This window comes from Bradyrhizobium sp. P3_C3 (assembly GCF_056402655.1).
Genome location: NZ_JBFUGY010000003.1, coordinates 76,715 through 90,236 on the forward strand (window position 1 = coordinate 76,715; position 13,522 = coordinate 90,236).

A 13,522-nucleotide genomic window follows, 5' to 3' on the forward strand; every position below is an offset into this window, starting at 1 on the left:
TCGCTCGATAAGCAGACATGTAGCTTAGCTTCCAGACCTTTTCTCATTATCGCTCAGGCGCATCAGCGGGGTGCGTCTCGAGCGTTGTGGTAGCGAGAACTTCCCGAACTGGATCCTTGCCCAGAGTGAAGCCCATTGCGACGACGTATCGCCGCTTTGGGTTTATGGTGCGCTCGGAGGGCGCTCGCATTCCCTAGTATTTCAACGACTTAGCGATGCGAAGTGAAGCAATAGGTGCGATCAGTTCTAAAGCTACCATTGCGGGTGCCGTCTTCGTTCGTATCGAACGCGCTCACAAAGCGATTGCGTCAGCTCTGACGCGGCTCACTTGTCGTAAGGGCCACCGCGCCGACGGCAGGCTCAAACGCTCCTAGCCGGTATTCTTGCGAGGAATTCTCGATGTCGACGCGCCAGGTTTCCAGATAGGCGCAGACCGCGCCCTTGCGCTTGCCGCCCTGGTTGACGGCGATCGCGGTGTCGTTCGCGACCTTCAGGAACCGAATGATGGCCTGGTTCTCGCCATTGGCACCCCTGATGTGCGCGCCGAGGCCACGCAGAATGAGGAAGTAGCTTGGCGGCCTTATTCAGCCGCTTCAGCGGGCTGATTTTTCAGCTCCGCAAATTTCGCGGCCATCGTCGGATTGCCCCGGGTTAGCTTCTTGATCGTCACGTCCTGCGCCTTGTCGTTCGCAAGGCGCAGATTGCGGTCCGCGCCGATCAATGCATCCTTGGTCTTCTGCAGGTGATCAATGGATTTATCGATCTCGTTGATCGCGGTCTGGAAATGCCTGGATGCCAGATCGTAGTTCTTCGAGAATGCGTTCTTGAACGTCTCGAGTTGGCTCTCAAAATGGGTGATGTCGATATTCTGCGCCTTCACAAGCGCAAGCTCGGTCTTGTACTTCAGCGAGTTGGTCGCCGCGTTCCGCAGAAGCGTAATCATCGGCAGGAAGAACTGTGGCCGGATGACATACATTTTCGGATAGCGGTGGAAGACGTCGACGATGCCTGCGTTGTAAAGCTCGCTTTCAGGCTCAAGTAGGGAGACTAGGACAGCGTACTCGCAGCCCTTCTCTGCCCGGTCCCGATCGAGCTCCTTGAGGAAGTCCTCGTTCTTGCTTTTTGTCGCGGTTTTGTCGCCTTCGTTCTTCATCTCGAACATGATCGAAATGATCTCGGTGCCAATCCCGACGCTGAGCGCATTCACGAACGGCAGGTTTCGTCGCTCAGCCTGCTTGCGGGGATTTCGCCGAATGACGAATTCGAGGGAATGCTAGCGGCGCAGCTTCTCGCCTCGCACAATGCGGCGATGGAGTGCTATCGGCGGGCGATGATTGCCGAGCAGACACTTGAAGGCCGTAAGGAAACTTTGGGGCAGGCTAACAAGCGGTGTCGCACGCACGCCACATTGCTGGAAGCGTTGAACCGGCATCGCGGCAAGGGCCAGCAGAAAGTCACGGTCGAGCACGTTCACGTCGACAACGGCGGGCAAGCGATTGTCGGCCACGTTCAGGGGGGGTGGGGTGCTAACCAAATCGGAGAATCAACCCCATGCTCTTGGATATGCAGCGGGCGAAACGTTGCGGAGCGAGAACGCGAAGCGGGAAGTCGTGCCAGTCGCCGGGAATGGCAAACGGTAGGTGCCGGATGCACGGCGGATCATCACCGGGCGCACCGAAAGGGAATCAACACGCGTACAAGCATGGGCGCTACACGGCCGAGGCGATTGCAAACCGGCGGAAATTTTCCGCGATGCTCATAGGAATGAAGTGCCTCGCCGGTTTGGTTTGCGATTAAATTTCCATCGGCGTCCGATGTCGCCTATGACCCGAAGCGGTCATGGGACGATATCAAAGCGAGCGTGTTTTTGACATCATCGTTGCCGTTCATCTGCTACGTGACGGATTGGGAGACCCTGCCGAACGCAGCCGTCATCACAGAGATAGTCTCGGGACAATCGCAGCGGTCAAGTTGAACTAGGACCGTGCTGGCCACTACTGACCGGATTCCCCAAATTCATTCTTCCCTTTCGGCACTCTTCCTGAGGTGAGGACCGTCGTGCAGCACCACGTTTAGCAGGGAATTATGGACCTCCAGCGTTCCGTTGTATTTGATGAACCCAAGCCTGCGGAACTTGTTCATGAACATGCTGACGCGCGACCTCGTGGTCCCGACCATCTCCGCGAGTGTCTCCTGGCTTACCTTCGCTATGACCCGCTCGGGCTTACTCTCCTTGCCGAAGTTCGCCATCAGGAGGAGCACCCTCGCCAGACGCTTCTCACTGGAATTAAATAGTTGGTCGACCAAGTCCTCCTCGACTCGGGCGTTCCTAGACAACAGGTAAGCCATGAACATCTCGGAGAACTTCGGCTCCTCGCGGAGTGCACGCACGATAGCTGCCTTTTCGAGCCGCATGATGACGCATTCCGTCACCGTCACGACCGTCGCCACCCGCAGCGGATGCCCATTTAGGCAGCTCTCACCAAAGAAGTCCCCATTTCCGTGGAGCGCGACGACCGCCTCCTTGCCCTGCTCGGAGACGACGCAGACCTTGACCTTGCCCTCCTGAATGTAGAAGACGGCATCACCTGGGTCTCCTTGGGAGAAGACCTTCCGATTCTTCCGATAGTTCGAAACGGTCCTCCCCCCGGCCACGGTGTTGAGGAACACCTGGACGTCGAAGGGCTGCTTCTTCCTTTCCTTGGCCACCGCTTCCTGCCTTTAATTCTCGCGAGTTTATATTCTAGGGCAAACCGAACATCGGGAAAACCCCCGAACAAGTGCTGGTCGCGGAGTAACTGGCACGTGCCCGGCCGGCGAGTGAGCAATAAAGGTCAGACTCCCGCTCCCAATGCGCCCAGACTCCCTCGTTAATGGAGATGTCGAACCAAGAGGCGTCCCATAAACAGAGGAGCTGAATTATGGGTGTCATCCTTCCGTTCGTATTGGACGGCGTATTCGAGCCCAACGATATTGAGGCGATGTCCCTGGCGTGTGAGGAAGCCTGCAACTCCCTTCACATCAATGGCGACGCGCGGGCTCGCGAGACCATCGCGGCGAGAGTCATCGCGTTTGCCCGGCGCGGCGAACGTTCTCCCATGGTCTTGCGCGACCGGGTGCTTGCAGAAGCCAACGCGGACGCCGGATGCTAATGGGCTCGGCGTCATCTAGTGATGCCCGCTAACGATGGATCATCTCAGCTGTCCGATCTCGGCCCGTACGCAAAGTCCCGGCTGGCTCGCGGGCAGTACCGGTTTTGTGGGCAGAGCGGAAGCGGCTCGGCCGTGCGCACCCGACGCTGTTGACCCAAAGCAGAGCTACTGCGTCGTCAGCGAGCCAGAGCGCGCCGCTTGGCTCCGACTTGTCGCGGGATGGTTGAGCCTTCTCGCAAAGCGGAGCCAGTCCGCCAAGAAGGATTCGATCAACAGGTTTCCGACAACGGAACTGGGCAGGACGCAAACAAGCCATCGAATTGAGGCCGCCTCGGGCGCTCGCCGCCGTGTCCTAAGTTGGATTTGGGCGTCCTAATTCGAGTCGTTAACTATTTCGCCCAGCTGGGCTGTATTGACCAGTTATTGGCGACGGGGCATGCTAAATTATCCCTATCACCGCTCGGCCAGTGGCTTTTATCGGTGATGAGAACGCCGTTTGCGCTCCCGCCTTCCTCACTGGAATGGAGCAGCGCCATGCGTCATCGTTTCACACAAACCCAATCCCTTGAAGAACGTCTAGCCGAAGAAGCGGAGCGCCTGCATGAACAAGCCAGACTGCTTCCGTATGGCGCTCTGCGCGATGAAGTCGACAGGAAAGCACGACTGGCTGAGACCGGCTCACACATCAGCGAGTGGCTGCGGTCGCCCGGTCTAAGGGCCCCCACTTGAAGGTAAGGCCGCCTCAAATTGGGCTCGCATCCAGCTTCGTTTAGAATGGCCCAAACAAGGTAACGGCGGTACACGGGCTGGGAGGGACTATACGAGCCGCATGGGTGAGAACTCAGCGGCTCCTTTTCTTAGGAACGTGTGGCTTTGCAGTGCATGCGAAGGAATGCGGCACCTGACCTTCAACGTCACTGATCTAGATTCCTTTGCTTCTCCGATCACCGCTGTTTGTCTTGATGACAACGATGTCGGCACCTTCACAATCATCCTCGCCCCGGGACATGCAACTTCGTCCTTTGGAACAAGCCGAAAGACATGTAGCGCAGGGTGAGCGCCACATTGCCGAACAGGAGCAGCGTGTTGCCACTTTGGACCGAGATGGCCACGATACGATGAAGGCTCGTAAGCTGTTTGAGGCCTTCCGCGCATCCCAAGAACGCACTTGGCCCACCGCATTTTGAGAGAGCTGGATCAGTAAGCTAGAGGGGGTGGCCTTTCCACGCAACGGAGAATCCCGCGTCATCGATCCGGCCAATCAAACAAAAGACCGCCCCGTTGGGGGCGGCTTTTGGATTGTACGTCGAGAGCTAGTACTTAAACTCCGGCATGGCCTTCAATTCATCCTTGGTGGCGCTAAGCACGGCGTGATCGGGATACCAACTTTTACTAGCGCTGGTGGTGGTGGTGGTCGTGGTGGTAGTTGCGGCACCGGTGGTGGTTCGCGTGGCACTCTCTGGAGCGGAAGTCGGTGCAGGAGCATTCGGCGGTGCGGACGTTGTCGACGCAGTTGTCGAGGTCACCGGCTGGTCAACCCACTTCAGCTTATCGAAGGCGACCGCCACGTAGTGCTCGCCCACGCCGAGAACACCGCCCACACCCAGAATGACATTGGCCACCTTGCCTGACCTATCCACAATCACGTCGTGGATGTTGCCGATCTTCTCGTTTGCTTCATTGTAGATATCGACGCCGGCGAGCTTAGACGCGCGCCATTCACCCACCTTGTGCGTGGTAGCACTGGTAGTCGTAGCCACTTGGTTTGTGGCTGTTTGCGCCGACGCCGCGCCGCTCATCGATGCGGTAGCCAGGATTGCTATTGCAAGACATTTGGAAATCATGATGTTTCTCCATTGTTTAAGGGAACAATAGGGCGGCGGGATTTTGGTTCCAGCGACGGAAAAGCGAATAATTTCCGTCGCGGACACGGGGCAAATTCCCGCCGCAGGCCAAGACGTGTCCAGGTAGCCGACACCTTCAGTTAGACGATGTCATCCGAACATTCGTAAACGGCATCGCCCGCATCCGCACGCGAAGGCCGCCGCGCTGGACCGCGATCTGGACACAGATGTCGGCTGATGGCACCAACAACGCACAGCTGCGGGCAAGCAATTGTCGGCAACGTCGAGGGGGGGTGGGGTGCTAACCAAATCGGAGGTTCAACCCCATGCTCTTGGATATGCAGCGGGCGAAATGTTGCGAAGCGAGAACGCGAAGCGGGTAGTCGTGCCAGTCACCCGCGATGGCGAACGGTTTTGATCAAGCTAACCCTGCTCTTTTGATTGACGCTCGAAATCCTGGAGCACATCCGCGAGCGGCATCTCCGGTTGGGGGATCGGCGGCGGCTTTACATGAAGCGGGCTAGGTCTGTTCGGCAGTCGCATTCCCATCGCGAAAAGGATCACGACACTCAACACGATAAATGCAACCCCAATCAACTCACCCATGGCTGTAGGGCGACCACCAGCAAACTAATCGCCACTGCCACCTTGTCATCGGCGACAAACCCGAACGGGTTTCCGGGCCGTATACCTCCACTCACGCGCGAGCAAGCTGAGCTCTTTCACGCACAGGCCCCAGACTGGCAACTGGCGGCGGACGCTCACGGCATCGGGCGCGAGCTTCCGGTTTCGCAATTTCGCTGGGCGCTTACCCTCCTTCCAAATATCTGCGAATTAACTCGCGTTTGAGATCCCTCAGGCGCATACTCAGACGCCTTCTAGGCATTACCAGTGACAGAGAGTGTTGCGCTCCCGCCTGCTCGAGGGAGGCATCATGCCCCAACCTCCACGCCTCTCGTCCGTCATTCCATTCGCCGCAATTGGGCGCCCCGCCTGTCCGAAGTGCAAGGCCCAGATGATGCTCGTTAGCATCGAGCCAGCACGCGTCCGGGGCGTCGACTTGCTAACGTTTGAATGCGCTGTCTGCAATCAGGTCCTTACGACCTTTGCCGCGTTTGAGGACCCCACGAAGTCCAAGGGCCCTGGACGCTGGCCTTGGACGCTGGCTTCAAGGCGATTTGCACCCACCGAAGTAAGGCCCGCCGGCGGGTCGGGCGGCGTAGGACTGGCTCGCGCCCTCGTTGTCAGATCTCCTCGGTTTCAGCCTCCGGCTGGCTGCGGTAGGCGTCTCGGAGCCACAGGCGATTGAGGGGGGCGTCCGGGCTAAACGCGCGCGAGCCGCCGGGCTTCCCCAGCGGCTCAGGCGTTGCGTAGCGATGTGGTGCGACGCGCAGCGTCGCGTGGTGGAACGTTGCGATGCGCCGAGGCGCGCCGCGTTGCCTACCGTGATGTCGATAAGTCCTACGCGTCTCATCGACTAAGTTAAAATGGCTGTCGTGAGGCGACCTTCAAGACAGCGCTGCTGCCGTAGTCGCGGTTTGTTTCGACCGCGCCGAAAAAGTCGCGACTGCTGGAATGGAATGCAAACAAATAGCGGTCGGTTTGGCGCTGACTACGATACTTGCGCATGGTGCCGCTCAGCCATCGCACCTTGTCAAGGCGTGATACGCCTAGCGAAAGCAGCGGGAGACCGAGATGTCAGAAGAACCCCCTTATTGTCATAACAAGCGCCATCAAAACCGCTTTCAATGATCATCCCGGTTCTGGGCACGGCACGACGTGGAACCAAGTCACGAAAAGTGACGAAGAAAGTATTCATCTCGCCAAGGCTGTGCTCGTTGCTCTTCGCAAAGCCGGAAATTCCGTTACCAAGGTCGAGGACCAGAATACCCCAAAGCCCTAAACCTCCTGCCGACGTCATCGGGAATGCCATTTGTCGGTGCTGCGTCTGCTTGCTCGCGCGTTTGATTGTTGTGGCTGTAAGGCAACTCTAGCGGCGAACATCGACGCAAGAAGCGCCATGCGAGAACCGTCAATCCGCCGTCCGCAGCCGCCTGATGGTGAACTCGACCCGCCCGTTGGGTTGCTCACGCCAGTGCTCGACCTCGCTCATGTATGCCGCCTTCGGGTAGTGATCGAGGAACGCCCTCGCCGTTTGGCGGGCATCGTCACGGGGTTGGGTGAAGGACTCTCGCACGAAACCATCGTGGGCGCGGTGCTGCGCGCGATGATCGCGCATTCGGTTCGCCAGTTCATGCGGGGTTTTGGGTTCTGCCATCGCTGATACTCCATACAAAACGACACTTATTAGATCGGCGCACCAGTGCCCCTGTCGCGCTATGCTCGATAGGCTGCACGCTCATCGGGCCAGTGGATGGTGATGTGCGGTTAGGCATCAGGGACAACTCGTTGCTCTCGAGTTCGTTCAATGGCTCTCCGACGGGACTGCCCGGCGAAAACCGCAAGCTCACCAGAGTATCCCCACGCTGCCTGGATCGTGGCCGGTCTCCAAAATGCCCACCACGGCTTCCTTGCCTTGCTCGGATATGACCACAACCTTGACCCGGCCTTTTTAAATATAGAAGACCGTATCCGCCACGTCGCCCTGCGAAAAGACAATCTCATCCTTGCGAAATTCAAGGATGGTCTTCCATTCGCCCACCTTGGCGAGAATTCCTTGGGATCAAGTATTGCTTGATTGGTATTGTTTGGCATGTCCGCTTTCATCCCCGCTTCGGGACGCCTACTTTCCATTCACGCCGCCGACGTCCGAAGTAAAAGTGCCTAGCACCGAGTTCCGATAACATCATACGAACACACAACCACCGCCAAGGAACAAGCGGGAACTGCCTTTTCGGTGCAACCATTGGTGACGCGCAACATTGACTCACTGCTAAGCAACCAAGGAGTTTTATTCATAATGTCTAATCCAATCCAGAATAACGCAAATCGGGATTTATCACAGCTGCAGGATGATAGCAGAGAACATATCAGTTCCGCTGATGCATCGATGAATTCCTTCCCGGGCGCCTTTCATGCGATTGCCACGGCTTACAGCGACTACACCAAGAAATCGTTTGAAGACACCAGGTCGTTTGTCGAGAAGCTTTCAGGCGTGAAGTCGATCGACAAGGCGATTGAAATTCAGACCGAATTCGCTAAGTCGGCTTTCGAGACGTTCATGGCCGAGTCGCAGAAGATTGGCGCGTTGTATCGCGATCTTGCTACGGAATCCTGCAAACCATTCGGTAGTTTTCTTGCCAAGATTACCCCGACAAATCGATAAGTCTTACCCTCGCGATATAAGCGCACTGCTATTCGCGGGGCCTTTGCCGCAGCCCAGAGCCTGCCTGCCGTTTCATGAGGAGACATCATGTCCGATGTTAATCCGCCTTTCCAAAATCTGTCACTCGATCCAGCGGAGATGATCGCTGCAAGCGAGGCATACGATCTCGCGTGTCGAACGCTTCAGAACATCGGCCAGTTGGAAGTGGATCGCGAAATCATTGCCCGAGGAATTTTGCGAGCCGTAAAAACCGGTGAGCGGAACGCCAACAAACTATGCGAGCGTGCCATCCATGGATTGACCGCGTTCGATTACCGGCAGCATAACGCGTGACACTTGTTTTGGCGCTGTCCACACTTTAGTTAAAGCGCCTCGATGATGTTTCGCTCAACTCTCTTGCATTGTGGGCAAGAAACGTTCGCGAGTCTTGGCCCCGACATGCCTGGCTCAATCGTCACCAACACAAAGATCGGCTCAATCAACTCTGTGCCCCGGAACGTCATGCCAACTGTGTAAATTGGCGCGTCCACGATCCTCGGCGAATTCCAGCACGCTCACGCTCTGGACGAAACTTTGTCTCAACCCCAAAGCAAGTGAGAGTGACGAGCGTACAATGGCCTCACTTCCGAGGCCATTGTCCTCAAATCCGTGGTGATGATGCCGGTGACGACCCTCGGTGAACGACCAGGACTTGTTCGACGCGCCACGATCCCAGCTGGGTCCCGACTTCCGAGGTGAGTTGTTGGACACTCGCACAACATAGGTAGAGCTGATTACCTCCGGCCGGACCAGCCGATTATTTCTGGCCATGGCATTCTCCCGAAGTTTTCGGCAGGTGCATTCCCGAAACCACGCTGGAAAGACCGCCCAAGGTCAGGCTGAACATTTGTCACGCTCCGGCGTTTTATAGCTAGCTGGAGCGGCGTCATGGATTGCCGAGGCGAACTTCAAAGGCTGCAGCATCAACTCGAACTGGCCAACCGCGCGATCTCACTGATCGGCGACGAAGCCACCGTGGAGCGGCTTGAACATTTCGCAAATGAGATCAAGCGCAAACTCGAAGAGCTTCGCGCGGCTGGTTTGCGCGACGAGACCCAAAGGCGCTCATGAGCTTTGGCAAGAAGCGGGCCGACCTGAGAGGGGCGCGACCTGGAATTCTGGCTGCGCGCCCAGTGAAGAGGAGTGGAGGGGCTCGCACGCGATATCGAGGAGCGCCTGCGCCGACAAGGCGCGGCGAAATGCGCGCAACGCGTGGGAGCCGGTGCTTTGGAACTGCTAGTGCATCGATGACTTGGGTCCTCGGGACAGTTTTCCCGCCGATTGCTAGCCTGCACGGCCTTGACTCGATGACTCCTCCACGCACTCCGGCACGATGCAGCGGCTAACGCCGATCCGAGCCTCGGCGCCTTGTCTAAGTGCGATCTTCCGGAAGGCCGTTATCCGTCGGGTTCTCTAAATGCCGTTAAGCTACTTCCGTCTAGACTGCGTTCGCCTGAGCGCACGTTTTCGACTCCGACCCGAATTAAGCCCGCCCAGTCGCTTCGCATTCGCCGCGACATACCGTCGATATTGGCGGACTATTTCATCGCCCGAAGCTCCAGCTATTAAACTTGCAGAAGCTTCCAAAGCCGCATGTACCTTTTCGCTGACCATCAACTCCGCTTCGCGACGGGCAATTCTGCCGCCGCGCATCAGCTTCATCATCCGCAGCGCAATTACGCCGTTTGCTTCGAATGCCAACAACATCAAAGAATTGACCATTTCCTACCCTCTACATAGCCAAGACGAATGAGCGAAAATGGTTCCGCAAGTTCAGTCAGCTGCAAATCATGTTAGAGATTCGCCAGCGAGCATACTCCCAAAGAGAGCCGCCAGAACATGCCGCTTACTTGGCCGCGCGCTAGGCCGAAGGGAAAACGCCTACCACCATTAGGCCGACAATAAGCTCCGCGTCGCGCGCCTCGGGTCCAGACTGTGGATCATTGTCTGCCACCCTCTTGAGAATGTGGCGGCAAATTAGTCGTTGCTACCCTTGGACCTGCGACATCTCCTGCGATCAACAGCCCAACAAGGACCACGGCAGCGCATAGGCTGGCAGCGATCAACGTGAAGAACGCAAGGTTCGGGCGGCCGTTGGGCATCTCACTCTCCTGGCTGACAACCCCGCGCAAGGGCAAAGGTTGCCCAAGCGCGTTCATCCAGCGAGTGACCACCGACAGTAATAGTTCAGCCTGTGGGCCTTGCCCTTCGCTCCGCTTTGCCGAACTACAGCAGCGTTCCTCGAAGGATAATGGAAGCGACAGTGAAATAGATCACCAATCCCGTAACATCGACTAGAGTCGCGACGAACGGTGCCGAAGCGCTGGCCGGATCGAACCCGGTTCGTTGCAGGAGGAATGGGAGCATGGATCCGGTCAACGAGCCGAACATGACGATGCCGACCAGGGTGGCGCCGACCGTCAGCGCAATCAGCACCCAGTGCTCGCCGTAATTGTAGAAGCCCAGATACTGCCAGAGCGAAATGCGTACGATGCCGACAAGGCCCAGCATCGCCCCGAGAGCCAGCCCATTGGCGATTTCCCGCAGCGCCACGCGCCACCAGTCCTTGATTTCAATTTCGCGCAAGGCCAATGCGCGTATCAGAAGGGATGTGGCTTGCGATCCGGAATTGCCCCCCGAACTCATGATCAGTGGGATGAACAGCGTCAGCACTATGGCTTTCTCGAGCTCGCCTTCGTAGCTCTGCATCGCCGACGCCGTCAGCATTTCGGACAGGAACAGCGCGCACAACCAGCCGCCGCGCTTCTTCATCATCTGCCAGAAGCGGATTTCCATATACGGCTCGTTGACGGCCGCCATGCCACCGAACTTCTGCACGTCCTCGGTGCTTTCCTGCACGATGGCGTCGATGACGTCGTCGACCGTGACGATTCCAATGACGCGACCGTGGTCAACGACCGGCACCGCGAGCAGGTCGTACTTCGAGATCAGGCGCGCGACATCTTCCCGGTCCATGAGGGGAGTGGCGGTGATCAGACGGCCAGGACGGGCTACCGAGAGCACCGGTGCTTGCGGATCTCCCGTGATGAGCCGGCGCAGGGTGATCGTCTTGACCAGCTTCTTGCTGAGGGGATCTAGCACGTAGATCGCGTAAACGGTTTCCCGGCTGCGTTCGACGTGCCGGATATAGTCGAGTGTCTGCTGGACGGTGTAGGTCGAGGGAACGCTGGCGAATTCCGTCGTCATGATCGCTCCCGCGGTGTCTTTCGGATACTCCAGGAGGCGTCGGATGTTGAGCCTGATGTCGAGGTCCAGCAGATCAAGAAGTTCGGAGCAGTGTGGCTCTTTGACCTGGTGGAAGACGTCGGCGAGGCGGTCCGCCGACACGCCGGCAAGCAGCTTTGCGGCTGCTTCCCGCGGCATCAGAGTAATGAGTTCTGGCTCGCGCTCCAACCCAGGCTGGTCGAGGACTTCAATGGCGCGATCGGGGGGTAGATGAAGCAGAACCGCGACTGCGAGTTCCGAAGGCATGTCGTTGAGGGCCTCGACAATGTCAGCGGCGCGTTCTTCGATCATGCTTGCGGCGAGGAACGCCGGATTGACCATGTTGTCGGCCTTCGCCGCATCCTGGACGTCAAGGTTGGTCATGATTCACAGCTCGGTACAGACGACGGACGGATATCACTTCCGATCTACCCCGATAAGCAGACAATTTCAGAGCCCGTCGGCACTTCGCCGATGGTAGACTACAATTTCCCGCCTATAAAACATAGGAGACCGTATCAGGAGCTCGCGCGGGATAGCACGTTCGCTACAGAAGAGACGTGCCACTTGCCGCCGCGAGCGGATTTGACGCCGCGCTCATTGAGCGCACTGGCAATGGACGCGAAGCTAGTGCTCCCTGCTGCCTGGATAGCCGGATCACCGGCAGAATGCCTCGAGCGAACTCGTCTGCCGCCCTAACCTGGATTGCGCGTCCCTGGGAGCCGGCGGCATCAAGGTTGCGCAGGTTGCCGAGCCTTATCCCGCTTCGGCGCGCTAATTCTCGATACCAGCGTTTACCTCGACGTCTTGCAGGCACGCACGCCGGACGCCGTCGATGAATTGCTGACATATCGCGTCTGCCACCACTCGGCCGTCTGCCTAGCCGAACTAACGCATGTGTTCGGGCGGCTCGATCCGGCCCACCCCTCAACGAGTGGGGTTCTGCAAACGGTACGGGATGTGATTGAAGACATTCCGCAGCATCGCTTGCAAGCTCCAGATACGGCAATGTGGGGCGAAGCGGGAATGCTTGCGGGCGAGCTCTTTCGTCTCAGCGGCGCGCCGAAGGGTGCGGGTCATGAGCGGAAATACCTCAACGATGCGCTCATCTATCTTCAGGCGCGGGGCATCGGTGCCAGCATATTGACAGGGAATGTCGGCGACTTCGACTTCCTGAACCAACTTGTTCCGGGCGTTCCGATCATTCTGTATCGGCAGGCGCGAGCCAATGCCAGTCGCTCAGAAAATTCCCGCGGTGCCTCAAGAACTCCGGGTAGCGAAGGATTAGAAGCTCCCACGGCAGTAAAGGCCACGACGCACGCGTCATTCCACACGATAATCCGGATAGCCGAAGTTTAACCTCAATATTTTATCCCGGTTGAACCGAGTCTGCTGACTGGCGGCTTTGATTTGACGCTGCCGCCAGGTCGGTGCCAATTGTAGTGATGAAGCCATCGCGGCAGATCGGCGGCGCGTTCGGGTGAAGTGTTGTACGCCTGGGCATTCCCATTCGCGCAAGCTCGTCTGAATGAATCGTTCGGCCTTGCCGTGGTCTTCGGCGAGTATCCCGGTGGTTGCGTCCTAGTTGTTTCGTTGTGCGGTCCAATATCCCGAGCAGCGCCCACCTGCTGCGTGGCCGCTCCAGGTCCCGCCGCCGGCGTCTCGCGTCAGCCTTCCCGAGCCTGATGCGTATTTGTCATGGACCGTCACCGACGCGCGAACGGCGCCTGATCTTCCGACATACCCACTGAACTTCACCAGATTGGGATGCGTCACAACGCCGTCGTTTATGTTCACTGCGAAATTGTAGGTCGGATCGCAGCTTCCGCGTTGCGTCACGAAGACGAGATTCCAGGGACCGTCGTAAGAGGTTCGGGCTTCGGCAGCAGTCGCCAGCATAAGGCAGGCACAGCCAATGACATTCGTGATCAGTCGCTTGTTCATGATCTTCTCTCCAGAGGAATTGGTTGATGTTC

15 protein-coding genes and 4 pseudogenes are annotated in these 13,522 nt (G+C 57.8%); 7 read left to right on the forward strand and 12 right to left on the reverse strand.

Going from position 1 to position 13,522, the window contains the following annotated elements; genetic code table 11:
• Positions 1-395: 395 nt before the first annotated feature.
• From AC1DW2_RS04975 to AC1DW2_RS04985, 3 genes and pseudogenes are all read right to left on the reverse strand, one after another.
• A pseudogene (locus AC1DW2_RS04975) lies at positions 396-557 on the reverse strand (hypothetical protein); the annotation flags it as partial.
• 23 nt (positions 558-580) lie between these two features.
• Positions 581-1,183: pseudogene (locus tag AC1DW2_RS04980) on the reverse strand (DUF2130 domain-containing protein); the annotation flags it as partial.
• Positions 1,184-1,273: 90 nt separating this feature from the next.
• The gene (locus tag AC1DW2_RS04985) at positions 1,274-1,492 is read right to left on the reverse strand and encodes a hypothetical protein (RefSeq protein WP_477005336.1); all 219 of its coding nucleotides are present in this window, start codon (positions 1,490-1,492) and stop codon (positions 1,274-1,276) included.
• Positions 1,493-1,563: 71 nt separating this feature from the next.
• Here AC1DW2_RS04985 and AC1DW2_RS04990 point away from each other — a divergent pair, with 71 nt between their 5' ends.
• Complete coding sequence (locus tag AC1DW2_RS04990) at positions 1,564-1,797, forward strand: HGGxSTG domain-containing protein (RefSeq protein WP_321576356.1); 234 nt, start codon at positions 1,564-1,566, stop codon at positions 1,795-1,797.
• 219 nt (positions 1,798-2,016) lie between these two features.
• Here the strand turns inward: AC1DW2_RS04990 and AC1DW2_RS04995 are convergent, their stop codons facing one another.
• Entirely contained in the window at positions 2,017-2,709 is a 693-nt protein-coding gene (locus AC1DW2_RS04995; RefSeq protein WP_208088319.1) for a Crp/Fnr family transcriptional regulator, read from the reverse strand.
• A 212-nt stretch (positions 2,710-2,921) separates the two neighbouring features.
• Between AC1DW2_RS04995 and AC1DW2_RS05000 the strand changes: the two genes are divergently transcribed.
• Complete coding sequence (locus AC1DW2_RS05000) at positions 2,922-3,152, forward strand: hypothetical protein (RefSeq protein WP_166350443.1); 231 nt, start codon at positions 2,922-2,924, stop codon at positions 3,150-3,152.
• Between the two features lie 1,313 nt (positions 3,153-4,465).
• Here AC1DW2_RS05000 and AC1DW2_RS05005 read toward each other — a convergent pair.
• The 3 genes from AC1DW2_RS05005 to AC1DW2_RS05015 form a co-directional block, all read right to left on the reverse strand.
• Entirely contained in the window at positions 4,466-4,996 is a 531-nt protein-coding gene (locus tag AC1DW2_RS05005) for a PRC-barrel domain-containing protein (protein WP_208089547.1), read from the reverse strand.
• A gap of 1,654 nt (positions 4,997-6,650) precedes the next feature.
• Positions 6,651-6,929 (reverse strand): hypothetical protein, encoded by a 279-nt coding sequence (locus tag AC1DW2_RS05010; protein WP_208088320.1) that lies wholly within the window; start codon positions 6,927-6,929, stop codon positions 6,651-6,653.
• A gap of 99 nt (positions 6,930-7,028) precedes the next feature.
• Positions 7,029-7,274: a hypothetical protein gene (locus AC1DW2_RS05015; protein WP_208088321.1), complete on the reverse strand. Its 246-nt coding sequence runs from the start codon at positions 7,272-7,274 to the stop codon at positions 7,029-7,031.
• A 150-nt stretch (positions 7,275-7,424) separates the two neighbouring features.
• Here AC1DW2_RS05015 and AC1DW2_RS05020 point away from each other — a divergent pair, with 150 nt between their 5' ends.
• The 4 genes from AC1DW2_RS05020 (at position 7,425) to AC1DW2_RS05035 (ending at position 9,392) form a co-directional block, all read left to right on the forward strand.
• On the forward strand, positions 7,425-7,694 hold the full coding sequence (locus AC1DW2_RS05020) for a hypothetical protein (protein ID WP_208088322.1): 270 nt from the start codon (positions 7,425-7,427) through the stop codon (positions 7,692-7,694).
• A gap of 222 nt (positions 7,695-7,916) precedes the next feature.
• On the forward strand, positions 7,917-8,282 hold the full coding sequence (locus tag AC1DW2_RS05025) for a phasin family protein (RefSeq protein WP_208088323.1): 366 nt from the start codon (positions 7,917-7,919) through the stop codon (positions 8,280-8,282).
• 87 nt (positions 8,283-8,369) lie between these two features.
• Positions 8,370-8,615, forward strand: coding sequence for a hypothetical protein (locus AC1DW2_RS05030; RefSeq protein WP_208088324.1), 246 nt, complete (start codon positions 8,370-8,372; stop codon positions 8,613-8,615).
• A 594-nt stretch (positions 8,616-9,209) separates the two neighbouring features.
• Positions 9,210-9,392, forward strand: coding sequence for a hypothetical protein (locus AC1DW2_RS05035; protein ID WP_208088325.1), 183 nt, complete (start codon positions 9,210-9,212; stop codon positions 9,390-9,392).
• Positions 9,393-9,749: 357 nt separating this feature from the next.
• Here AC1DW2_RS05035 and AC1DW2_RS05040 read toward each other — a convergent pair whose 3' ends face one another.
• The 3 genes from AC1DW2_RS05040 to AC1DW2_RS05050 form a co-directional block, all read right to left on the reverse strand.
• Positions 9,750-10,043: a hypothetical protein gene (locus AC1DW2_RS05040; protein WP_208088326.1), complete on the reverse strand. Its 294-nt coding sequence runs from the start codon at positions 10,041-10,043 to the stop codon at positions 9,750-9,752.
• A 504-nt stretch (positions 10,044-10,547) separates the two neighbouring features.
• The gene (mgtE, locus tag AC1DW2_RS05045; protein WP_477005337.1) at positions 10,548-11,930 is read right to left on the reverse strand and encodes a magnesium transporter; all 1,383 of its coding nucleotides are present in this window, start codon (positions 11,928-11,930) and stop codon (positions 10,548-10,550) included.
• A 134-nt stretch (positions 11,931-12,064) separates the two neighbouring features.
• A complete protein-coding gene (locus AC1DW2_RS05050; RefSeq protein WP_477005453.1) occupies positions 12,065-12,196 on the reverse strand; it encodes a recombinase family protein in 132 nt (43 codons plus the stop codon).
• A gap of 118 nt (positions 12,197-12,314) precedes the next feature.
• Here AC1DW2_RS05050 and AC1DW2_RS05055 point away from each other — a divergent pair.
• Positions 12,315-12,767 (forward strand): annotated as a pseudogene (locus tag AC1DW2_RS05055) (type II toxin-antitoxin system VapC family toxin); the annotation flags it as partial.
• Positions 12,768-12,869: 102 nt separating this feature from the next.
• Here AC1DW2_RS05055 and AC1DW2_RS05060 read toward each other — a convergent pair.
• Positions 12,870-13,129 (reverse strand): annotated as a pseudogene (locus AC1DW2_RS05060) (integrase core domain-containing protein); the annotation flags it as partial.
• Positions 13,128-13,490, reverse strand: coding sequence for a hypothetical protein (locus AC1DW2_RS05065; protein ID WP_477005338.1), 363 nt, complete (start codon positions 13,488-13,490; stop codon positions 13,128-13,130). The pseudogene AC1DW2_RS05060 and the gene AC1DW2_RS05065, both read right to left, overlap by 2 nt.
• Between the last annotated feature and the right edge of the window lie 32 nt (positions 13,491-13,522).

Excerpts from the sequence above, each read along its gene's own strand:
- AC1DW2_RS04990 (WP_321576356.1), top strand. The coding sequence starts at position 1,564 with ATGCAGCGGGCGAAACGTTGCGGAGCGAGAACGCGAAGCGGGAAGTCG.
- AC1DW2_RS05000 (WP_166350443.1), top strand. The coding sequence starts at position 2,922 with ATGGGTGTCATCCTTCCGTTCGTATTGGACGGCGTATTCGAGCCCAAC.
- AC1DW2_RS05005 (WP_208089547.1), bottom strand. The coding sequence starts at position 4,996 with ATGATTTCCAAATGTCTTGCAATAGCAATCCTGGCTACCGCATCGATG.
- AC1DW2_RS05010 (WP_208088320.1), bottom strand. The coding sequence starts at position 6,929 with ATGGCATTCCCGATGACGTCGGCAGGAGGTTTAGGGCTTTGGGGTATT.
- AC1DW2_RS05015 (WP_208088321.1), bottom strand. The coding sequence starts at position 7,274 with ATGGCAGAACCCAAAACCCCGCATGAACTGGCGAACCGAATGCGCGAT.
- AC1DW2_RS05020 (WP_208088322.1), top strand. The coding sequence starts at position 7,425 with ATGGCTCTCCGACGGGACTGCCCGGCGAAAACCGCAAGCTCACCAGAG.
- AC1DW2_RS05025 (WP_208088323.1), top strand. The coding sequence starts at position 7,917 with ATGTCTAATCCAATCCAGAATAACGCAAATCGGGATTTATCACAGCTG.
- AC1DW2_RS05030 (WP_208088324.1), top strand. The coding sequence starts at position 8,370 with ATGTCCGATGTTAATCCGCCTTTCCAAAATCTGTCACTCGATCCAGCG.
- AC1DW2_RS05035 (WP_208088325.1), top strand. The coding sequence starts at position 9,210 with ATGGATTGCCGAGGCGAACTTCAAAGGCTGCAGCATCAACTCGAACTG.
- AC1DW2_RS05040 (WP_208088326.1), bottom strand. The coding sequence starts at position 10,043 with ATGGTCAATTCTTTGATGTTGTTGGCATTCGAAGCAAACGGCGTAATT.
- mgtE (WP_477005337.1), bottom strand. The coding sequence starts at position 11,930 with ATGACCAACCTTGACGTCCAGGATGCGGCGAAGGCCGACAACATGGTC.
- AC1DW2_RS05065 (WP_477005338.1), bottom strand. The coding sequence starts at position 13,490 with ATGAACAAGCGACTGATCACGAATGTCATTGGCTGTGCCTGCCTTATG.